The sequence below is a fragment of the Halobacillus locisalis genome (assembly GCF_013694105.1).
Lineage (GTDB): Bacteria > Bacillota > Bacilli > Bacillales > Halobacillaceae > Halobacillus > Halobacillus locisalis.
Genome location: NZ_JACEFG010000002.1, coordinates 88,268 through 109,257, shown reverse-complemented (window position 1 = coordinate 109,257; position 20,990 = coordinate 88,268). Strand labels below are relative to the sequence as shown.

Annotated in this window: 17 protein-coding genes and 2 tRNA genes; 3 read left to right on the top strand and 16 right to left on the bottom strand. The window is 44.9% G+C overall.

What is annotated here, in order from left to right:
- Window positions 1–29: 29 nt before the first annotated feature.
- From H0266_RS07800 to H0266_RS07790, 3 genes are all read right to left on the bottom strand, one after another.
- Window positions 30–3,002, bottom strand: coding sequence for a carbohydrate binding domain-containing protein (locus H0266_RS07800; RefSeq protein WP_181471855.1), 2,973 nt, complete (start codon window positions 3,000–3,002; stop codon window positions 30–32).
- 295 nt (window positions 3,003–3,297) lie between these two features.
- Window positions 3,298–3,822 (bottom strand): GNAT family N-acetyltransferase, encoded by a 525-nt coding sequence (locus H0266_RS07795; RefSeq protein WP_181471854.1) that lies wholly within the window; start codon window positions 3,820–3,822, stop codon window positions 3,298–3,300.
- A 12-nt stretch (window positions 3,823–3,834) separates the two neighbouring features.
- Window positions 3,835–4,293, bottom strand: coding sequence for an NUDIX hydrolase (locus H0266_RS07790; protein ID WP_181471853.1), 459 nt, complete (start codon window positions 4,291–4,293; stop codon window positions 3,835–3,837).
- Between the two features lie 492 nt (window positions 4,294–4,785).
- On the opposite strand from H0266_RS07790, the gene H0266_RS07785 reads away from it, so the two are divergent.
- Complete coding sequence (locus H0266_RS07785; RefSeq protein WP_181471852.1) at window positions 4,786–6,117, top strand: FAD-dependent oxidoreductase; 1,332 nt, start codon at window positions 4,786–4,788, stop codon at window positions 6,115–6,117.
- Window positions 6,118–6,166: 49 nt separating this feature from the next.
- Here H0266_RS07785 and H0266_RS07780 read toward each other — a convergent pair whose 3' ends face one another.
- From H0266_RS07780 to H0266_RS07730, 11 genes are all read right to left on the bottom strand, one after another.
- On the bottom strand, window positions 6,167–6,340 hold the full coding sequence (locus H0266_RS07780; RefSeq protein ID WP_181471851.1) for a hypothetical protein: 174 nt from the start codon (window positions 6,338–6,340) through the stop codon (window positions 6,167–6,169).
- Window positions 6,341–6,457: 117 nt separating this feature from the next.
- Window positions 6,458–7,480: a low-specificity L-threonine aldolase gene (gene ltaE, locus H0266_RS07775; protein ID WP_181471850.1), complete on the bottom strand. Its 1,023-nt coding sequence runs from the start codon at window positions 7,478–7,480 to the stop codon at window positions 6,458–6,460.
- Window positions 7,481–8,441: 961 nt separating this feature from the next.
- Window positions 8,442–9,668: a S1C family serine protease gene (locus H0266_RS07770; protein ID WP_181471849.1), complete on the bottom strand. Its 1,227-nt coding sequence runs from the start codon at window positions 9,666–9,668 to the stop codon at window positions 8,442–8,444.
- Window positions 9,669–9,747: 79 nt separating this feature from the next.
- Window positions 9,748–10,542, bottom strand: a complete 795-nt coding sequence (locus H0266_RS07765) for an MBL fold metallo-hydrolase (RefSeq protein ID WP_181471848.1) — start codon at window positions 10,540–10,542, stop codon at window positions 9,748–9,750.
- A gap of 25 nt (window positions 10,543–10,567) precedes the next feature.
- Entirely contained in the window at window positions 10,568–11,482 is a 915-nt protein-coding gene (gene yycI, locus H0266_RS07760) for a two-component system regulatory protein YycI (RefSeq protein ID WP_181471847.1), read from the bottom strand.
- A gap of 14 nt (window positions 11,483–11,496) precedes the next feature.
- The gene (locus H0266_RS07755) at window positions 11,497–12,837 is read right to left on the bottom strand and encodes a YycH family regulatory protein (protein WP_181471846.1); all 1,341 of its coding nucleotides are present in this window, start codon (window positions 12,835–12,837) and stop codon (window positions 11,497–11,499) included.
- Complete coding sequence (walK, locus tag H0266_RS07750) at window positions 12,834–14,654, bottom strand: cell wall metabolism sensor histidine kinase WalK (RefSeq protein WP_181471845.1); 1,821 nt, start codon at window positions 14,652–14,654, stop codon at window positions 12,834–12,836. The genes H0266_RS07755 and walK overlap by 4 nt, the downstream gene beginning before the upstream one ends.
- Window positions 14,655–14,660: 6 nt before the next feature.
- Complete coding sequence (gene yycF, locus H0266_RS07745; RefSeq protein ID WP_181471844.1) at window positions 14,661–15,365, bottom strand: response regulator YycF; 705 nt, start codon at window positions 15,363–15,365, stop codon at window positions 14,661–14,663.
- A gap of 140 nt (window positions 15,366–15,505) precedes the next feature.
- Window positions 15,506–16,846: a peptidoglycan DD-metalloendopeptidase family protein gene (locus tag H0266_RS07740; protein WP_181471843.1), complete on the bottom strand. Its 1,341-nt coding sequence runs from the start codon at window positions 16,844–16,846 to the stop codon at window positions 15,506–15,508.
- A gap of 292 nt (window positions 16,847–17,138) precedes the next feature.
- Window positions 17,139–17,211, bottom strand: a tRNA-Phe gene (locus H0266_RS07735).
- 58 nt (window positions 17,212–17,269) lie between these two features.
- A tRNA-Asp gene (locus H0266_RS07730) sits at window positions 17,270–17,346 on the bottom strand.
- A 163-nt stretch (window positions 17,347–17,509) separates the two neighbouring features.
- Between H0266_RS07730 and H0266_RS07725 the strand changes: the two genes are divergently transcribed.
- Entirely contained in the window at window positions 17,510–17,977 is a 468-nt protein-coding gene (locus H0266_RS07725) for a hypothetical protein (protein ID WP_181471842.1), read from the top strand.
- 18 nt (window positions 17,978–17,995) lie between these two features.
- Here H0266_RS07725 and H0266_RS07720 read toward each other — a convergent pair whose 3' ends face one another.
- Together H0266_RS07720 and H0266_RS07715 are read right to left on the bottom strand one after the other, a co-directional pair.
- Complete coding sequence (locus H0266_RS07720; protein ID WP_181471841.1) at window positions 17,996–18,547, bottom strand: TIGR00730 family Rossman fold protein; 552 nt, start codon at window positions 18,545–18,547, stop codon at window positions 17,996–17,998.
- Between the two features lie 121 nt (window positions 18,548–18,668).
- Window positions 18,669–19,958, bottom strand: coding sequence for an adenylosuccinate synthase (locus H0266_RS07715; protein ID WP_181471840.1), 1,290 nt, complete (start codon window positions 19,956–19,958; stop codon window positions 18,669–18,671).
- 235 nt (window positions 19,959–20,193) lie between these two features.
- Between H0266_RS07715 and H0266_RS07710 the strand changes: the two genes are divergently transcribed.
- Window positions 20,194–20,976, top strand: a complete 783-nt coding sequence (locus H0266_RS07710) for a DeoR/GlpR family DNA-binding transcription regulator (RefSeq protein WP_181471839.1) — start codon at window positions 20,194–20,196, stop codon at window positions 20,974–20,976.
- Window positions 20,977–20,990 lie beyond the last annotated feature (14 nt).

Here is a 20,990-nt window from a genome sequence, read left to right as displayed (position 1 = left end):
TGAAGGACTTGCGCTTTCTTCTGTGCGTTCTATTTTTGTACTTCAAGTGATACGTTATCAATCGTGATCTGGTGTTGTTCCGCGACCTTACCCATCAAATATTTCAATGAGACGGTCTCGGTCTTCGGCATTTGGAATTCAAATGTGAAGGTGTTGGCTACAGACGTTACGGATACCTTTTCACTTAAGTAACGGCTGTAGTTCGCATCTTCCAGCGTCACTTCAATCTCTCGGTCCATGGTAGACTTGGCATCGAATGTGAGTTGATACGTCACGTCTTTCGCGAGCGTTAACGACGGATACTCGGCTAAGACGCTCCACGCTTCGTTTCCTCCATTGGTGATGTCGATGTTCAGAGCTTCGTTTTGCTCAGAAATCACAGCATTCGCATCAAAGTGGATGTACGATGACCAGCCCTCCATGCCGTTTGTGAAATCACCGTTCTTTAATGGAGATAAATCGATATTATCGTAATCTACATAAGTGGACGTCTGCATCAGGCTGACATCATCGATGAATACATCTGCGGAAGAACCACCCATGTTGAAGATGACTTGCCCATCACGATCCGTCGTTTCGGTCGTCATTTCAAACGGAACCGTGTACGTGTTCCACTCTCCGTTTAAGGAAACCGGTTTCGCTTCTTCATATTGAACCGATCCATCTTCGTTGACGAACCCGACCGATATATCCTTCGCCTCACCGGCGCGGGCGCGGAACGTGAGCTCATACGTGTTTCCTTTAAGGAATTGAATGCCTGTCTGCTTCAATTGAACATCTTCTTTCGACGTTCCACCATCGGTTACATCCATGTGTAAAAATCTTTCGTCCGCATCGACGCTTGCGTCAACCGCTGCCCCGTTCTGGGTCACGACATCCCAATATACCATGCGGCTGAAGTCGCCTTGGTCGAAGGTACCGTTATAAATATGGTTGCCATCGTCAAGCGGTGTTTTTTGATTCGATTCTTGCTGCTCTCCTGTTACATCTTCGACTCTCACATTGCCGATCCAAACCGGGTTCTGTGACACGGATCCCATATTAAACTCTAGGCGGGCGGCCACATCGGTCTCTTGATTGTGTGTGAACGTGTACGTGTAAGACTCGACGTCACTCGAAAGATCGACTGTCTTCTCGCCTGAGTAATTGGCATAGCCACGTTCGGCTCCTCCTGACACTTTGGTCATGAGTGTGCGGTTCGCATCGGATTTCGCATCAAATGTCACTTCATACGTATGACCTTCGACAATCGCGACATTCTGGATCAACTGCAAGGACCATAAGGCATTACCAGGATTCGTGATGGACGTTTTGGCGAATGTCGTTCCATCCACCTCTTCTGTTGAAATGCTTCCTTCACCGGCAAAGTCCGGAAGTGTGAGGAAGTTCCAATACGTATCATCAAACGAATCATCATTTTCATCGACGATGTTGAAACCTTGTTCATAATTTTGGTCATACACTAAATTTCCGTCTTCAAGCGGCTGTTTTGCGTCTTCTGGGAGCGTTTCAAGCTCCTTAGTCGGTTCAACCGGTTCCTTGTAGTCTCGTCCTGTCAATTCATAGACTCGTACGTAGTCGACTTCCATCTTACCAGGGAACTCTGTCGTCTCGTCCGGGTTCCCGCCGTACCAGCCACCAACTGCTAGATTCAAGATGATGTAAAACTCCTGATCGAAAGGCGCCGGGTACGTGTAGTTCGCTGCTTCACCCGTTCCTTTACTGAACCAGTTGTTCAACGTTTGATAGAGTTCTCCGTCTACATACCAACGGATCTCCCCTGGTTCCCACTCGATGGAGTACGTGTGGAATCCAGTATAATCACTGCCTTCAGGGAAGTGATACTCTGTACCGCGGTACGTATTGTTCGGATATTCTTCACCGTAATGGATCGTTCCACCAATCGTAGACGTATCTTTTCCGGCCGCTTCCATAATGTCGATCTCACCTGATGTCGGCCATTCTCCATACACACTGTCTTCCGGCATCATCCAGAACGCAGGCCAGTACCCTTGTCCCTCAGGAAGCTTCATTTTCGCTTCGAATTTACCGTATTTCTTGCTGAAAAGACCTTCTGTTTTCAGTTTCGCTGAAGTATAGTCATAGGTTCCGAATTTGTCTTCTGACTTCTCTTCTTTCGCTTCAATCACTAATTTTCCGTCTTCGATATACGAATTCTCAGGCGAATCGGTATAGTATTCTAGCTCATTGTTTCCCCAACCAGGCGAAATGCCTTCTCCGTTCTCATCGACGAGCCAGTTCCCGATATCATGCTTCCACTTCGTCGTATCGATCGACTCGGTCATGAACTCATCACTCCAGATGAGCGACCAGTCGGAGGAGTTTGTGCCCAATGTATAAACTTGCACATTGTTAACATCTGAACCGACTAATTTTACATTGTTTTGTACCGCTGCATCGACATAAACCGTTCCTTCTACCGTCACGGAGTCAAGCAATGTCTGGTCCGCTCCAGCCCCTTTTGTAATAATCAAATCACCTTCGATCGTTACATTCTCAAGGATCACTTGTGGTTCATGAATGAGTGCATTTCCTTCAACGGTTTCATTTTGATAGGTTCCCGTTTCATACACTTGATCGGCAATAGCGCTCGTGTACTTGGCAACGTGCTCCCACTTGACCGGCTTGTTTCCCTTATCCGTTACGTCGGACCACTCCATCATCGGAAATACATATGCTAGGATTTCGACCGCTTCTTCTTGTTTAATTACTGCGCGTTCATTCCTGTCCGACTCTTTCCAAAAGCCTAGCGTTTCAGCCGTCTCCAGGATTCCACTTCCTTCACCGTTTGTTCCATCTACAAGTTGGTTCATGACATCAGCAAAAGCGATTCGTGACACGGCAGCTTTCGAATTTTCAGGGTGTACATCCTTCTCATCCAGCCACTCAAGCGAACTTTCCTTCTTATTCTCAGCTAGCGCAGGTGTCGTTCCCACCAGAGAAACAACGATTACCAAGCAAATCAACAGCCACTTCTTCATCCATACATCCTCCTCAGTGTAATGTTCCTTGTTCAGGAAACCGGTTTCGTTAAAAGGTAAAAAAATGACTTCCCCTAGATTTTATGTACTTGCCACATCTATAGAAAGCGCTTTCCTAAATACCCAAAAAAATAGACAACGTTTAATTGTTTACCATATTACCATAGTATGCCAAGCTTTCAAGCAGAATTTTCCGACATCTCACTCTGTCAATCGCTTATCATAGATCTTTAGAACCATAAAAAGAGACAATAAAAAACAAGCACACCGTCGATTATGCTTGTTTTTTCCTAGTCTATTCTAACCTTTTTTCCATACGGATATCGGACCACATCTGCCCTTTCCAGTACGTGAACCCCTCTAACCGAGCGATTTCGCGGTAGCCCATCTTCCGGTAAAGCTTCTCTGCCTTCTCATTGAATTCAAAAACCCCGAGTTCAATTCGATTCAGTCCTTCTTCCTTAATCTGTTCTTCCAAGTAGGTTATCGCTTGATAGCCGATTCCTTTCCCACGACCGGTTGATTCCCCGATCGTGATACCAATCCACGCCGTCCCTGCCTCCTTGCTATAGAGATGCGGTGGGTCGATCATATAGTTCATTTCTCCAATCAATTGATCGTCCAAATAAATCAAATAGTGTCTATGATTCTCCAACCGCTCAAGCAGTTCTTCTTTTGTTACCGTCACACGTCGATCAAATGCCACTTGATCTTGATGGGGACGCGTCAGCGGAATCAACTCTGCATCATTCTCCCAACGATTGAACGCATCGACGTGCTCCGGTTGTGGATCTAGCATGCGAATAAATTGAAGGTTCATGTATTTTTCCTCCTATGTAAAAATCAGATGTTCCGTCTCCTCTGGAAGCTTCCGTAAACGATCACGCAAAAAAGCCGGTCTAATATCATATTCCTCGATTTCATCCAGCGGCAGCCATTGATAGATGAGGTGATCTCCCTCCATGCCATGGAACCGTCCCTTTTGAAAAAGCGATGTAGGCGTCGTCATATTATAGTAGAATCCCAATTCATGCATCGGGCGGTCACGATAAGTAAAGAATTGTTCAACGATGAAAGCCGTCGACTTCACCTTGATCTCCACCGCCAACTCCTCTTTCCACTCTCTCACGACACTCTCTTTTGTCGATTCGCCGATTTCGACTCCACCACCTGGAAGAGCCCAATACGAATCATCTTTGTGTCGATGAAGCAGCACATGATCGTTCTGAATCAGGATCCCTGCTGATCGATAGTTGAACCGTGTCTTCCCTAACTGAAACCGTATGTCCATCTCTACTCCCCCTTTTATCCTATTATAAATGAAACGGACGATGAGGTGGTGTCTGGTTCAAAATACGGTTATGCCATGCCAGGGGCAGCGGGCAGAATGTGAGATGTCGCGCGTATATCTTGGAAGTCGTGTGAAAACCTCGAAAGCCTCGCACAAATCCCTAAAGTCACGCAGAAACCGAAAGAATCCCGCTCCCAAAATCCCCTCCAATAACACCAGGGAGTTCAGTACATCACCATAAAAAATTATTTGTGAAAAAGTGAGCAAACCTATTGTCATTTCTCCATAACGGGTATATACTGTAGTCATAGTCAAACATGTGAATGATTTCACATAGACTAATACATCCAACACCACGCGGTTGGATTCTTCTAAACAACTGAATGTGAAATAGTGAGCAAGTTAGTGTAGGAAACCAAATGAATTCGAAATAAAAGGTATAGACGTTTATGTGAAACACTTCACATAAACAACATCAAGGAGGAACTATTCATGAAAATTGCTGTAATCGGAAGTACACATGCAGGAACGGCGGCTGTAACCAATATGGCGAAAATGTATCCAGAAGCAGACATTACGGTTTATGAACGAAATGATAATGTATCCTTTTTATCTTGTGGATTGGCACTCTATGTCGGTGGTGTAGTGGAAGATCCTCAAGGGTTGTTCTACTCTTCACCAGAGAAATTACAAGAGCTTGGCATAAACATGAAGATGCAGCATGATGTGGAGAATATCGATACGGTGGCGCAAACGATTGAGGCGACGAACTTAGTCACAGGGGAAAAGGTACACGATGCGTATGACAAACTCGTCATCACGACAGGATCATGGCCGGTCACGCCTCCAATTGAAGGCATCGAGCTTGATCAAGTACTACTGGCGAAGAACTACCACCAAGCGAATACGATCATCGAGCGTTCAAAAGATGCCGAGAAAGTGACCGTCGTCGGAGGCGGGTATATTGGCGTTGAGCTTGTCGAAGCCTTTGAAAAAGCGGGAAAAGACGTGACACTGATCGATGGCGCCGACCGGATTTTAAATAAATATTTGGACCCTGAATTTACCGATATGGTGGAAGCAGATTTCCGAGAACGAGGAATCACACTCGCGATGAACGAAACGGTCGAACGCTTCGAAGGCGAGAATGGACAATTGAAACACGTGGTAACGAATGAAGGCCGTTATGAAGCGGATCTCGTCATCATGTGCGTTGGATTCCGTCCGAACACCGACCTACTGAAAGGGAAAGTCGATATGCTCGACAACGGCGCGATTAAAGTGGATGAATATATGCAAACGAGTGATCCAGCAATCTATGCTGCCGGTGACTGCTGTGCCGTCAAATACAACCCGACAGGCAAGCACGCGTATATTCCACTCGCTACAAATGCTGTCCGCATGGGCACGCTCGTGGCACGCAACTTAGTGGAACCGACCATGAAAAACGTCGGAACGCAAGGAACATCAGGGTTGCATATTTATGATTTGAATATGGCGTCTACCGGACTCACCGGGACGTCAGCGGCGATGATGGGAGTCGAGGTGGAATCGGTCACCATTGAAGATACGCACCGTCCTGATTTCATGCCGACCGCTGAGCGCGTTCAGTTGAAGGTCAGTTATGATCCAGAGACCCGCCGTATACTCGGGGCACAAGTCATTTCAAAAGCGGACGTCACGCAGTCCATCAATACGATGAGCGTGTGTATCCAAACGGGGATGACGGTCGATGAGCTCGGATTCGTCGACTTCTTCTTCCAGCCACACTTCAACCAGCCATGGAACTTCATCAACAAAGCCGGATTGCAAGCGGCTCAGTAAACGCATAAAAAAGGCTGCCTGATATTCAGGCAGCTTTTTCTATGTTCACCTATCGCTGTTTTCTCAAATAATACTCCTTCATCGTCTTCGTACGTCGCAAGTGTTTCTGAAGTTCATCCAATGGTATTCCATCTACAAAACGGTCTCGTTCAAACATTTCATCGAAGGTACGGTCACTGTCAAGCGGCATAGGGTCTCGTTGACTAGCTTCAAGCTCCGGCATGGGAACTTCCCTCCATTCCATGTGATAGATATTCAATACCACGGAACATCCTTCCAAAAACGATATAGTATGCTTTTTCTTAAGATATGTGCCACTCAATGTGTTTATGAATGGTTTTTAGCCGAAACGTGCTTCCATCTTCTCGATGACGGTTCGGATGTCCGTTCCACTGACCCCATAATGGGTGACGAACCGAACGGTATGAGGACCGAATTTTACAGCTTTTATCCCTTCTTTTTCTAACTCGGATAAAAAGGAAGTCGCATCGTGGCCGGTTTGTTCGACGTTCACGAGAATAATGTTGGTCTCCACGTCCTCCTCAATCGCCAGTCCTTTGACCCTTCCGAGACCATCCGCCAACGTTCTAGCATGAATATGATCTTCAGCTAAGCGATCCACCATTTCCGTTAACGCAACCATTCCTGGCGCAGCAACCATTCCGACTTGACGAAGACCTCCTCCGAGACGCTTTCTCCATTTACGAGCCCTCTGAATAAACTCCGCCGATCCAGCAATCATCGATCCCATCGGAGCCCCTAACCCTTTAGATAAGCACACTTGAACGGTGTCCGTTTGTTCTGCATAGCGCTTAAGCGATACCCCGCTTGCGACCGATGCATTGAACAAACGTGCCCCGTCTAAGTGGACAGGAATACGGTGTTGGCGAGCCACTTCATAGATTTTCTGCATATTCTCAAGTGGCACCACTTTACCCCCTGCTTTATTGTGCGTATTCTCCAAACAAATCAAGCCGGTTTCCGGAAAATGAATATCTTCAGGGCGTATCGCCGCTCTGACATCATCCGGATCCATCGCACCATGATTACCAGCAATCGTTCGGGGCTGGACACCGGCAAAAGCGGACATCGATGCTCCTTCATAGACGAAGAGATGCGCATTCGACTCGAGAATCACCTCTTGACCAGGCCGGCAATGCGTGAGCACGGCGATTTGATTTCCTTGTGTACCACTTGTCACAAATAACGCCGCTTCCTTCCCAAGCATCTCAGCCGTAGCCGATTCGAGTTTTTTAACAGTCGGATCTTCCTCGTACACATCATCCCCGACGGGCGCATCAAAGGCGGCCTGTCTCATCGCTTCTGTCGGTTTCGTTACTGTGTCACTCCGTAAATCGATCATATGTATCTCCTCCTATTTATAATTGTACGAAATATTGCCCCATTCATAAACCACCTTCAATAGAATGCATGAGTAATTTAAAGATACTCTGAAATGTAATGATCTGCCGTTTCATGAGCTTTCAGGAAGAAAGTGAAATCTCACTTTCGATTTTCGTTACTTTTCAGAAGAATACCTTTACGATGATTTACAAAAGCTTCAGTAATCTTACAATCTATTTAAGAAAACAGGGTTAAAAGTTGTGCACATGTGGAAAAAACAACTAACGCAATCAGTTACCCACAATTGTCCACAGGTTTATGCACAACTATTGTTAATTTTCTAATATACACAGCACTCCCCACACTATAAACAGTTTATACACAGATATTATCCACATATACACAACTAGGTGCATCTATATGGTAGTAGAATCCCTGTTCGCCACCATATATGGTTTTTATCCAGAGGTATATCCACACCCTGTGTATATGTTTATATGGAAAACAGGCAACACATTGAAAAACTACTTTCGGTTCTTCCGAGTTGAGAAGAGTCCGGTGGCGTGGAAACGACTCCCTTTCCGCAGGAGGCGGTGAGCTTCCTCGATCGCTTCGCGACCTGCGGGATCTCAACCCAAGCCTCAGGATCCTGCAGGAGTGTCGCCGTTTCCACGCCACCTCACAATAGCAACGCTGAACCTCTTAGAATCTTAATACAATGAGGACCTCTGTGCATGACAGCACCATATTGGGTGAGGTTCTGCTCGCACCATTTAAGCATAGTGGGAGGGAAAACGGCGAGACTCCTACGGGAAAAGAAACTAGGCTAGACCCCTCAGCGACTGGAAGGCGTGAGGAGGCTTGGCGTTTCCCCGTGGAAAGCGAGTTGTTTTCCCTCCCACGGTTTTCTTTTATGACCTAAAAGAACTTCTGCAGACAACATAAAAAAGGTATCCGAACAGCATTCGGATACCTTTTCTTTATTGTTGAGATCCTAATGTGACCGTTACCGTACTCTTCTCACCATCACGGTAGAACGTCATTTCCATATCATCACCGGCATCTTTCTCTTCATAGAGATACTTGCGCAAATCAATGATATCCTGAACCGGTTGGCCATCCAACTCTGTAATGACATCTAACGGTTGAAGTCCTGCCTTAGCAGCTGGAGACATCTGACGGATACTGCGGATGTATAAGCCGCCCTCCACCTCTTCCGGTAGATTCAACGTGTTGTTCCACTCGGATGTTGGCACTTCATTCAAACCATAGGCTTCGATTCCGATATATGGACGATTGACTTGCCCGAATTGCTCCAGCTCATCAATAATGGGTTTCGCTGCATCAATCGGGATTGCAAATCCAATTCCTTCGACGGCTGAGCGCGCAATTTTCATGGAGTTGATACCAACGAGCTGTCCCTCAATGTTAATGAGCGCTCCTCCACTGTTTCCTGGATTGATTGCTGCATCAGTCTGAATGACTTCTGCTTGCCAATCCTCGAGGCCATCACCATTGAAATCTTGTGGAATGGCTCGCTGCTTTCCACTGATGATCCCTTTTGTTACGGATCCAGAAAAACGAAGACCTAACGGGTTCCCGATTGCAATGGCTGGCTCGCCAATTTGCAGATTGTCCGAGCTTCCTAGTTCAATCGTTTCTTCGATTTGATCAGCCGGCATCTTCAGTACAGCTAAATCCGTGAACAAATCGCCTCCCACCAATTGAGCTTTCACACGCGTTTCATCAGATAGGACGACTTCGATTTCGTTCGCCCCTTCAATGACGTGCTGATTCGTAACAACAAAAGCGGTCCCATTTTCTTTTTTATAAATGACACCTGATCCAACACCCGCTTGTTGTGCGGAGGACCCATCTTGATTCCAGAATTCTTGCTGAGACTGAAGGTTCACTACGCCTACAACAGACGGCGTGACCTCTTTCACGATTTCTGTAATTTGCGTATTCACATCGACTTGGACATTCTTTGTCGTGTTGCCTGTCAGACCTTGGTCGTCATCAACCAGACCACTTTCGTCTTCAGGAATAGAAATATTATAAGGAAGCAGTTCTGTTTGCACCAGTGCCGGCAAAGCAAGCAAGATCAGAACCGCACCAAGAATCGCCCCGACAATAGTTGGCATGATCCATCTGCGCTTCTGCTTCTGCTGCTGCGTAGCTGGTGAATGGTCATCGTAGTACCCCAAGCTTTTCACCTATCCTTTCTTTCGACCGTCATCGATCTATTTAATTATTCTTTCCTTTTCTACAGGTAAATAAAACGTATCAGACTTCAAAAATAGACGTCGCTTCATTCGGATCGGTATCATGTAACTCGATACGTGAACCGACCTCAAAACCACGCTCCGTGAGAATGTTTTCAACCGACATGCGAGCGAGGTCTTTCATATTGTTATCTAAACTCAAGTGCGCCAAGTAAATCCGCTTCGTCTCATCGGTTAAAATATCTGTCAAAGCGAGTGCACAGTCTTCGTTTGAAACGTGACCAGAATCACCCAAGATCCTTCGCTTCACATTCCATGGGTAACGACCCATACGGAGCATACTCACGTCATGATTCGACTCGAAAATATAGGCATCTGCGCCTTCGACTGTTTTCTTGATCCGCTCTGACACATAACCTAAGTCCGTCACAAGAGCGACCTTCTTGCCATCCTGATGAAAAGTGTAAAACATCGGGTCCGCTGCATCATGAGAGACGGAGAACGATTCCACGTCAATCCCGCCGAACGTTTTCGTTTCTTCACTATTGAAATGGAATTTCTGATCGACTGACAATTTCCCGAGTTGCCCATCCATCGCCTGCCACGTTTTCTCATTCGCATAAATAGGAAGGTTATAGCGACGCGCCATAATGCCAAGCCCTTTGATATGGTCACTATGTTCGTGTGTGACAAGAATTCTCGATAAGTCATGAGGATCAATATTGACCTGTTGCATCAAATTCTCTATTTTCTTACCGCTCAAGCCCGCATCGACTAAGATCTTCTCTTCTCCAGACTCTATATAAAAAGCATTCCCCGTACTACCTGAAGCTAGTACACTAAAACGTAAAGTCATTCATTAGACACTCCTGTTAACATGCTTATTCCCCTTGTCCAATATTCGTATCGCCATCGTCTTCCTCTATCTTCTCATTCTCATAAAAATCAAAGGCATCGATCGTCCGGTTGATGAAGCTACTTTCATCTAATTCAAGGATTCTCCCATTGGTCGCAAATAAGAAATGGAACTCGTCACCATTGACCACGACTTTCCATGTGGGACCAAACCGTTGTGGCCCATTATCTTGACTAGGGACAAGGTTGAAGAAACTGTAATACCCCACTTGCATCGCTGTCACCTCATCACCAGACTCAATTTCACCGTTCTCTTCCAATTGAAGAATGATATTCAGTGGCGAGATCAACTGGTTCGATTCTTGTGATTGATCGGTTTCTTCGTTTGAGAAAGAAAGAAGCGTTGATACATACTCTGTAATCTCGCCCTCTTCCACCCGAACCATCAGCACGCCACCTTGGTTAAAATACACCGTTCGATCATTGACTTTTTGGAAGAATAGCGCAATGTTTTCCTCTTCATTAAATCCCCAATAAGAATATTGATCAGCAAAGGGGACGAGATCGACAATATCTTCTCGAATGGAGTCTTCAGACACTTCCACGGGATCGGTTAACGCTACTCTTAAGACCGTCTCATTCTCGAGCAGTTGGACGGTTTGTCCTTCTTCCTCATCCAACGTTTCAATCTGAGAGAGAACTTCTTCTGAGAACTCGATCCCTTCAGAATTGATCCCGTTTACATTCGGCACATCCATATTCAAAATATCATCAGAAAACTCAATACCCCGGTCCTTTAATTCATCAGCAGTCTCCTCATTTTCAATCGCTAATTGACTGAGTTGAGACTGATTTTGCTTTTCTAAGAATTGCTGCAATAAAAAAAGGTCGAGTACGAGAAAGCTGATGATGAACAACGTCTTTATTTGTCCCCATTGCATACACGTTTTCTCCTTTATTGAGAGGCTTCATTTTGATTTTGTGAGAGGCTTTGCTGAAATACCGGTGTCCAGAAGCCAGATGATTTATAAAACCATTTCGGTTGCAAACTATAGGCTAAGCTATTCTGCTCGCCAAGGTCATACCCAATCTTCACCGCTTCAATGTTTCCGAGGTTGATATTCATATCGGATAATTGACTGATCACTTCTTCGCCAGACTCGAGTTGGACGGTCGATCGCGGTTCTAAAAAGACGAACTTTACTAATGGTCGAATGTATTCTTGAATCTCTCTCTGTTCATACTGAAGTCGTATATTCGCGAGCGGATGATTCATAATTTCGACGTCATCATAATACATTTTAAACTCGACTTCATCAGGCACTGATGTGAGGTGGCTGATTCTAAAATCATTCGTCCAGCCATTGTGGCTGTTCACATCATCTATGCTTTCCGTAAGAAGTTCATACTCATCTATTCTAACTTGGTTCGATGTATTCGGCATCAGCAATTGAAAATTCATGATTTTCTCGTCTTCCAACACTTCTAGTAAACGTTCAGGACTTCGATATCGATAATCCCCTGAACTTGTTTGAGAGCGGCTCACAGACTCCGGTTGGGGAAACAAGTAATTTTGCAGTGGACTGAGAGGCACGTTCTGTGTCTGCAAGACGACTTCCGGATATTCTTTGCTTTCTTTGGCGATATAGATGCCGCCAAAAGAATTCCATTCTGCTTGGGAAGAAGCCTCAAAATGAATTTGCTCGGTAAGGTTTTCTTTCGTTGCCAAGTCGTTGAACAACAAGCTTCCGGAAGATGAATCGATCGTCGCTCTAAATAAGATCGGATTGACATCGGTTTGCGAATTTACGACCCATACATTATAAACCGTCGTTCCATCTGAATTCGTCGTGCGTCCAAGCATCAACCGATCGAAGGACTGGTTACTCGGCAATTGGTTATCACCCGTATTCATCACTTCAGAGAGCGTCTGAACAGGCAAACTCGTCGGGAAAATGATTTCCACGTAGTCACGTCCCTCTAAATCAGGGGTGGACGAAGGGTTGTAATCCGTCGGGACTAACTGCCAATCGCGCATGTTCTGATACATGATGGCCTGTTGCCCTTCATCACGATACGAATAGTGAAGACCGTCTTCATGGAAGACGAACTGAGAGGGCTCGAGAAGCTCTCTCATCGTCATTTCCTTTCCCATATCAAGGCTCGTCTCCCCGACAGAGCCCTTCGTTTCATCCACTTCAAAGCTAGGCTGGTAATTCCAAAGAGCGACAGATAACAACAAACTGAAGGCAATCAAAATCAACAAAATCACGGACTTCATCGTTTCTATTTTCATGAGTGATCCCCCCGGTTTTGGTTCATTAGAGGAAGTGTGAATAACACGGTTGTGCCTTCTCCTTCTTTACTTTCTGCCCAAATCTTACCGTGGTGAGCATCAATCATTTCCCGGGCAATAGCCAGACCAAGTCCGGTTCCTCCCATATCTCTTGTACGGGATTTGTCCACTCGATAGAAACGATCGAAGATCTTGTCGACGGTATCGGGTGGCATTCCGATCCCTTCGTCGGAGATACTCACTTTTAACTGCTTTCTCGTTGAATGAGCACTGAAGCGGACGGTTCCCCCTTCGGGTGAATATTTGATCGCATTAGAGATGATGTTATCCAGCACTTGGGTCATCTTATCTTCATCGATCCAAACATAAATCGATCGCTTAGGAAAACTACGTTCAAAGCTGATTTTATCATTTTTGTTCATTTCAAAGCGATCGATGATCCGGTTGAAGAAGTCATTGAAGTTCACCCGTTTCTTCATTAAGCCCGTCTCTTTGTGGTCCATTTTCGTCAGTTGTAACAAGTCATTCACGAGGCGGATCATACGATCCGTTTCGTTTTGTGTCACATCAAGGAAACGCGGGGCGATTTCTGGATCTTGCCAAGCTCCATCGTTCAAGGCTTCGATGTAACTACGCATCGTTGTCAGTGGCGTTCTTAGCTCGTGCGATACGTTAGAAACGAATTCTCGTCTCTCTTGTGCTACACGCTCTTGTTCGGTTACATCACTGATCACGGATATAAAACCGCTCATCTCATTGTTTTCATCTTCTACAGCAGAGAAATTCGCCTTCAATAGTAAGTGCTGGTCATCGCTACTTAAATCAATAATCATCGAGCCCGCCTCTTCGACTTCAGAGATGTCTTCGATTTGGTCGTTCAAATCAAGCACATCAAGCAAGGATTGGCCTTGGACGTCTTCAAAGGTTTGACGGATCAGCTTTGAAGCTGGCGCATTCATCAATGTGATGGCACCGATACGATCTGTCGCAATCACGCCATCTGACATATTGGAAAGAACCGAACTTAGTTTCCGACGCTCTCCCTCAGTCGTGGCCTGAGCTAACTTTAATTTATCGTTCAAGTCATTGAAGGTAATACCGAGCTGACCGATTTCGTCATTCCCTTTCACATCGACTTTCTGAGAAAAGTCTCCCGTCGCCATGACTTGAGCCTGCTTCTTCATCTCCGTAAGTGGTCTCGTAATGGTTCTCGCCACTAGAATCCCTAAGAGTGCCGTCACGGTGATCGAAAGCAATGTACCTTTCGTGAAAATACCGTTGATCGATTGCAGTTGTTGATACACACTGTTCATCGGAGCCGTAAAGTATAACGCCCCGACCGTTTCTTCTTCATCACTGATGATCGCCTTTGCTCCGGAATACTCTTGTGAGTTAGTTGATGGATCTGTACTACCTAGGAAGAATACTTTTGTAATCCGCTGATCCGATACTTTCTCACCGACATCGACGTTGGTCATACCTGCCGTTGCAATGACAGTAGGACTATCATCCATCACGATCAGACTGTTAATATCATCCGATCTTGCATTCCGCTCCGTAAAGTCGGTAATCAACCTCTCGACATCTGCTTGCAAGGTCGGGTCATCTTCATCGCGCTCCATCTCAAAAGCGTTTTGCAAACTGAACGTCAACGAATTGATCCGATCATCGACCGAACTTTTAAACTGGCTCTCCAGCTGCTGTTCGAGCTCCCCAACAAAATAGGCACCAATCACTTGGATGCCTAGTAATAAAAGTAAAATGTACACAACAATCAGTTTCAGCCGCACCGACTGAAAGAAACCAACCTTTTTCATGAAATCCTACTCCTGCTCTGGATTTCTTAAATAGTAGCCAACCCCACGTCGTGTAACAATCCAAATAGGGTTACTCGGATTCTCTTCAATTTTTTCACGCAGACGCCTTACGGTTACATCGACGGTACGCACATCTCCGTAATAATCATATCCCCAGACGGTTTCCAACAAGTGTTCTCTTGTCATGACTTGTCCAATATGACGCGCTAAGTAGTGAAGCAATTCAAATTCACGGTGCGTTAATTCGATATAGTTCCCGTCTCGCGTCACGGTATAGGCATCAGGGTGAATCGCCAGACGACCAATCGTGATATCTTTCGGTTGGTCAGAACTGTCTTCCGGCTCTTGCTGCTGACGACGCAAATTCGCCTTCACACGTGCAATCAGCTCTCTGTTACTGAAAGGTTTCGTGACGTAATCATCCGCTCCCATTTCTAGTCCGAGTACTTTATCGATTTCTGCATCTTTCGCGGTCAACATGATGATGGGCATGTTGTGCTTCTTGCGTACTTCCCTGCACACTTCATTGCCATCTTTGTAAGGCAGCATGATATCAAGGAGGATCAATTCCGGGCTTTCTTCATCCGCCTTCTTGATCGCCTCGTCACCATCATAGGCACACACGACCTCATATCCTTCTTTTTCTAAGTTAAATTTCAATATATCAGCAATTGGTTTTTCATCATCTACGACTAAGATTTTTTGTGCCATCGAATGTCACATCCCTTTCGTCAACTTCGATTCTTTCCCTCATTTTAACTCATTTCTAACAAAATGTCTTACTTCACCCGAAAGCTTTTCCTATTATTAGAAAAAAACCGCTATGATAAATCATCATAGCGGGGTTGTACTTAAAGGTAGTCCATTGGGTTTTTCAAGGCACCATTTTTATAGATTTCAAAGTGAAGATGGATGCCCGTCGAGTTGCCTGTCGTCCCCATGATGCCTAGTCCATCTCCTTTTTTGACGGTCTGACCAACTTGTACATCAATCGAAGACAGGTGAGCATAAATGGTACGGTAGCCATTATTATGATCAATCACGACTTTATTACCAAAACCATTTTGGTATTCGGCTGTTACGACGGTACCGTAATCAGCCGCGCGAATCGTCCGGTTCGTCACACCGGCAATATCAATCCCTTTGTGCATTCTCCCCCAGCGCTCGCCTAAGTGGCTCGTAATTGTACCACCATAAGCTGGCCAAAGGAACGTACCTGTTCCGACAGAAGGGTCTTTCGTACCTTGTCGTACGATTTCTTTCACCGGCTCTTTCGTTATCGTCTCTTTCGTGATTTCCTCTTGATCTACTTCGCCATTTGCAAAGGTCGCTGTGAAATGAATCTCTTTTTCACCATCACGCCCCTTTTGCTTGATCTCAGATTCCCCTTCGTAAAGTTCATCTGTTTTCACGACTTCTTTTTCAGCGGGAATCACCTCTGTGCGAATCCCCTTCTCTTTTACGATCACGTCCATGAGCGGTGAGACTTTGACCGTCTTTTCAGAAGTTGTTCCGTCATCCTCAGATTGATCAGAAGGTTTGGCACTCATCAAGTGGTCCTTGGATAAATGGAGCGTCTCTTTTCCTGTCAGCAAAGATTGCAGGGCAAGGTCCACCGTCGATACTTGTTCTGGATCCACGGCTTTTGTTTCATGTGAAACATCCGCTGAAAGTTGGACATCCACGACTTTCGACTCGTCACTCTCAAGTTCCACTGCCTTGTTGTCTAACTTTCTCTCTTCAACAGCGGCAAGCGTCGCGGGTTTCACGTAACGTGTTGTAAACTGGTCAATGACTTGATCCGCTTTTTCTTTATTCGGAAGATACGCGACCGTTTCACCATCCACTTGCAAACCGACCGCTTCTACAACTACATCAAGCTGTCGATCAATAGAGGAAAGCACCTTTTCTTCTGTATATTTCGGAGAAAAAACATTTTCCGATTCAAACGATACCTTCTCTTTTGTCTGCAGGTTCCAATCGCCATATGTTTTTTCCGCTTTTTCTATTTTTTCTTCAATGTGCGTTTCCACGATTTTTTTATCTTCTACTGTCCCTAAGTGTTTATCATTCACATACACGTGGTATGTAGTCTCTATATTGCTTTCTGCATAAACCGTCCCGACACCGACTATCAATCCGAAGAAAGCTACAAGCGCAGCCTTTTTCCCCACTCCTTGCGATCGACTCATTCCCTTTTCCTCCTGTGTGATGTTTCATCTATATGGATCTCTTTTTATAAAAGATAAACTTGATTTTCATACTTTCTTAACTTATCATAAGAGAATTTGCGTTCAAATAGGTTTTCAGACGATGTAACGAAGATATAATATTACTGGCAAATTATCGAAATTATCCACAGAAAAGCGCTCTTTTCGTGTAAATGGTTACATAAATCATTACATTCTCATGACAATACACCTGTCTATTTTCCTAAAAAATCCAAATAAAAAACGCCTACGTAAAACGTAAACGTTCAAAGAGTGGCTCGGGACGGAATCGAACCGCCGACACACGGATTTTCAGTCCGTTGCTCTACCGACTGAGCTACCGAGCCATGAGTAAATATATTTTGAATTTTCTTCTTGATCACATATACTGTGATACAATAAAAGTGGCGGTCCGGACGGGACTCGAACCCGCGACCTCCTGCGTGACAGGCAGGCATTCTAACCAACTGAACTACCGGACCACATTGCTCTCTTTCACTGCAACGATAACTATCGTACCACATACATAATGGGTGCGCAATAGATTTTTTGATTTTATGGACTAAAATCTACTTTTCTATTTTCATATCCCTTCACCCAACACTCATATATATGGATTAGGACACCCCTCAGGGAGGAACAATTATGAAAAAAACACTTCGCCACTCTTCTTTTTTTCTGCTGTCACTAGCCATCATCTTGATCGGGTTCTTGAAAATGAATCCCCCACTTGCCTATGGTTCTATTGGAACAACCAGTGACAAACACGCAGTGGTTGTCGCTGTCGGTAACAAGCATGTAGTCGGGAGTATCCACTTCACAGAAGTCTGGATCAACGGTATGGAGGCACCGACGAAAATCAAAGTTCAAGTCAGCGATTCGAACACAGGGTTTGTGATGTCTGATCTAGTCACGGCTGCTAACGACCATGTAAAACTAGAAGACTACCATTCCTTTAAACTTCTTCCCAATAGTTCACCTAGTCCCTCTGAGAAGCCTCCCTATCAACAACCGATTTATGGACTGAGCATTTCAGAAGATGTTCCGATTGAACGGATCGACGTTTCTTACACGTACTTAGGATTAACTTTCGAAGAAACCATCCAATTGTAGCTACCGTCGAGAAACACCTTAGTGTTTCTCGCGGAATTGTTCCATTACTTGTAGCAAATCGGAGGGTCTATTTGATTGTAAAATCATCTCTTTGTTGGATTCTGGAACGAATCCTTCCGTGATTGCATGGTCAATCAATTTGATGAGAGGAGTATAGTAGCCTTCCACATTGTATAAGGCCAGTGGTTTACGGTGTAAGCCGATTTGAGCCCAGCTAATCACTTCAAACAGCTCCTCGAACGTGCCAAAACCTCCAGGCAGCGCTATGTACCCGTCCGCTAATTCACTCATTTTCGCTTTTCGTTCATGCATGCTTGACACTTCGATCAATTCTGTAAGTCCGGTATGGGCGACTTCTTTCTCAAATAAGTGGGTAGGCATGACACCCGTGACCTTGCCTCCGGATTCTAAGATCGTATCCGCTAACGCTCCCATTAATCCGCTTTGAGCACCACCATAGATCAAGGCGATGTCCTGATCGACGAATGCTTTTCCAAGTGCTTTTGCTTGTTCCACAAAAGCGGGGTTATTTCCTTTGCTAGACCCAGCAAATACACAAATTTGTTTCACATGAAACACACTCCTTTTTCCTTCTATCATAGGCTAATCCATACGCTATTGTCGACCAACACCATACGGATCCATCTCATAGAAAAATACGCCTAACGTGTGCAGTTAGGCGTATTTCATACTATTCGCTATAGACGCTGCGTACAACGTTTGTTTGATTACGGTCAGGTCCCACAGAGAATACAGACAGCGGAATACCCGTCAGTTGTGAAACACGTTCGATATAGTGACGAGCATTTTCGGGAAGATCACCTAAGCTTTTCGCTCCTGTAATGTCTTCCTCCCAACCAGGCATCTCTTCATAAACCGGCTCACATTCAGCCAACTCTTTCAGGCTTGCTGGGAACTCTTCAATCAATTCTCCCTTATAACGGTACGCCGTACAAATTTTCAATGTCTCGATCCCCGTCAAAACATCAATCGAGTTTAGAGAAAGGTCTGTGATGCCGCTGACACGACGAGCGTGGCGAACGACGACACTATCAAACCAACCTACACGACGTGGTCTACCTGTTGTCGTTCCATATTCACGGCCCACTTCACGGATTTGATCGCCGATTTCATTGTCTAATTCTGTCGGGAATGGACCATCTCCAACTCTCGTAGTGTAAGCTTTGGATACACCGACGACATGTTTGATTTTAGAAGGTCCGACACCTGAGCCAATCGTTACGCCTCCCGCAATCGGGTTGGATGAAGTAACGAACGGATAAGTACCTTGGTCGATATCCAGCATGACGCCTTGCGCGCCTTCAAATAAAACACGACGGCCTTCATCTAAGTTATCATTCAGGACTTTGGACGTATCACAAACGTATTTCTTAATCTGTTGTCCATATTCGTAGTACTCTTCTAAAATCTCTTCCACCGTGAACGGTTTTGTTTCGTACACTTTCTCTAGTAAGCGATTCTTTTCAGCTAGATTCTGCTCAAGCTTCTCTTTAAAGCTTTCCTTATCAAGTAGATCCGCAATACGAATGCCAGTACGAGCCGCTTTGTCCATGTAAGCCGGTCCGATCCCTTTCTTCGTTGTACCGATTTTGTTCGCCCCTTTTTCATCTTCTTGAAGTTGATCCAACTTCAAGTGATAAGGCAGAATGATGTGCGCACGATTACTGATACGCAAATTATCCGTCGATACATTTTTATCATGTAAGTATTTCAATTCTTCAAGCAAGGCTTTTGGATCAATCACCATTCCATTGCCCAGCACGCATGTTTTATCATCAAAAAAGATTCCGGATGGAATTAAGTGCAATTTATATGTGACACCATCAAATTTAATTGTGTGACCTGCGTTGTTCCCGCCTTGATAACGAGCCACAACTTCGGCATTCTGTGATAGAAAATCGGTTATCTTGCCTTTCCCTTCGTCCCCCCATTGGGTTCCGACGACAACTACTGAAGACATAAGGCACCTCCGCCAAAATTTTGTTTAATTAGTCATACAACGTCAGTTTACCAATGTTACTTGCCAAAGTCAACGCCATTTCCGAACGTTAAGAGGTTTATATATTGTTAATGTTCGATAATAATGAATTCATCCCTATTAATTAAAATACTTATGATTACTTAATTTTATTGAAACAATACTCTTAATAACTTATAATAGCTTACGAAGGATATAAATGGAAGGGTGCTTGAGAATGTATCAGGAAGAACGATTGATTGATATTGTTCATTACTTAGAAGCTCATCGTCGCATCTCGGTCGACGAACTGTGTGAACGCTTCAATATTTCCAGGGATACTGCCCGGAGAGATTTAGTCAAACTAGAGGATCGAAACGCGATTGTGCGGACAAGAGGAGGCGCCATCCTTCCTAGCAGCCATAGTGAAGTGTTGGATTACACAAACAGACTGCAGACCGTTTCCAAAGAGAAGAAGCAAATCGGGACAAGGGCTGCTTCATTAATCCAAGAAGGCGATACGCTCATCTTGGACACCTCGACAACGGTCCAGGCTTGCGCCAAAGCAATGGATGGACTACACTTGAAGGTCATTACGAACTCCATTCATCAAGCAGAAATCCTTTCTGAAAAACCACACATAGACATTCAATTGCTAGGCGGTCGATTACAGAAGGAACATGGCTTTTTATATGGGACTTCCGTGATCGATCGTTTGAGAAACTTCCATGTAGATAAGGTGTTCATTGGCGTTGTCGGTCTATCGGCGAATGGATTGACCATAGCCCACGAAGAAGATGGGATGGTCAAGCGAACGATGATGCAACAAGCAGAACAGGTCATCGTACTCGCCGACCACACGAAGATAGGCGTTACCGAGTTCTTTCAATTTGCTGAATTAAAAGATGTGGACTTAGTTATTACGGACCATCCACCTGACCAGGATTTTCAACAATTGCTAGAAAAGCATCAAGTTGATCTTCTCGTTACAGATGAAGACCCGATAGACTATTGGAGTTGAATATTGTTTCATCC

What these genes read in the sequence shown, in the direction of transcription:
- H0266_RS07715 (WP_181471840.1), bottom strand. Translation starts at nt 19,958, where the DNA reads ATGTCTTCAGTAGTTGTCGTCGGAACCCAATGGGGGGACGAAGGGAAA.
- H0266_RS07800 (WP_181471855.1), bottom strand. Translation starts at nt 3,002, where the DNA reads ATGAAGAAGTGGCTGTTGATTTGCTTGGTAATCGTTGTTTCTCTGGTG.
- H0266_RS07785 (WP_181471852.1), top strand. Translation starts at nt 4,786, where the DNA reads ATGAAAATTGCTGTAATCGGAAGTACACATGCAGGAACGGCGGCTGTA.
- ltaE (WP_181471850.1), bottom strand. Translation starts at nt 7,480, where the DNA reads ATGATCGATTTACGGAGTGACACAGTAACGAAACCGACAGAAGCGATG.
- H0266_RS07795 (WP_181471854.1), bottom strand. Translation starts at nt 3,822, where the DNA reads ATGAACCTTCAATTTATTCGCATGCTAGATCCACAACCGGAGCACGTC.
- H0266_RS07765 (WP_181471848.1), bottom strand. Translation starts at nt 10,542, where the DNA reads ATGACTTTACGTTTTAGTGTACTAGCTTCAGGTAGTACGGGGAATGCT.
- H0266_RS07740 (WP_181471843.1), bottom strand. Translation starts at nt 16,846, where the DNA reads ATGAGTCGATCGCAAGGAGTGGGGAAAAAGGCTGCGCTTGTAGCTTTC.
- yycI (WP_181471847.1), bottom strand. Translation starts at nt 11,482, where the DNA reads ATGCAATGGGGACAAATAAAGACGTTGTTCATCATCAGCTTTCTCGTA.
- H0266_RS07790 (WP_181471853.1), bottom strand. Translation starts at nt 4,293, where the DNA reads ATGGACATACGGTTTCAGTTAGGGAAGACACGGTTCAACTATCGATCA.
- H0266_RS07780 (WP_181471851.1), bottom strand. Translation starts at nt 6,340, where the DNA reads ATGCCGGAGCTTGAAGCTAGTCAACGAGACCCTATGCCGCTTGACAGT.
- yycF (WP_181471844.1), bottom strand. Translation starts at nt 15,365, where the DNA reads ATGGCACAAAAAATCTTAGTCGTAGATGATGAAAAACCAATTGCTGAT.
- H0266_RS07755 (WP_181471846.1), bottom strand. Translation starts at nt 12,837, where the DNA reads ATGAAAATAGAAACGATGAAGTCCGTGATTTTGTTGATTTTGATTGCC.
- H0266_RS07710 (WP_181471839.1), top strand. Translation starts at nt 20,194, where the DNA reads ATGTATCAGGAAGAACGATTGATTGATATTGTTCATTACTTAGAAGCT.
- walK (WP_181471845.1), bottom strand. Translation starts at nt 14,654, where the DNA reads ATGAAAAAGGTTGGTTTCTTTCAGTCGGTGCGGCTGAAACTGATTGTT.
- H0266_RS07725 (WP_181471842.1), top strand. Translation starts at nt 17,510, where the DNA reads ATGAAAAAAACACTTCGCCACTCTTCTTTTTTTCTGCTGTCACTAGCC.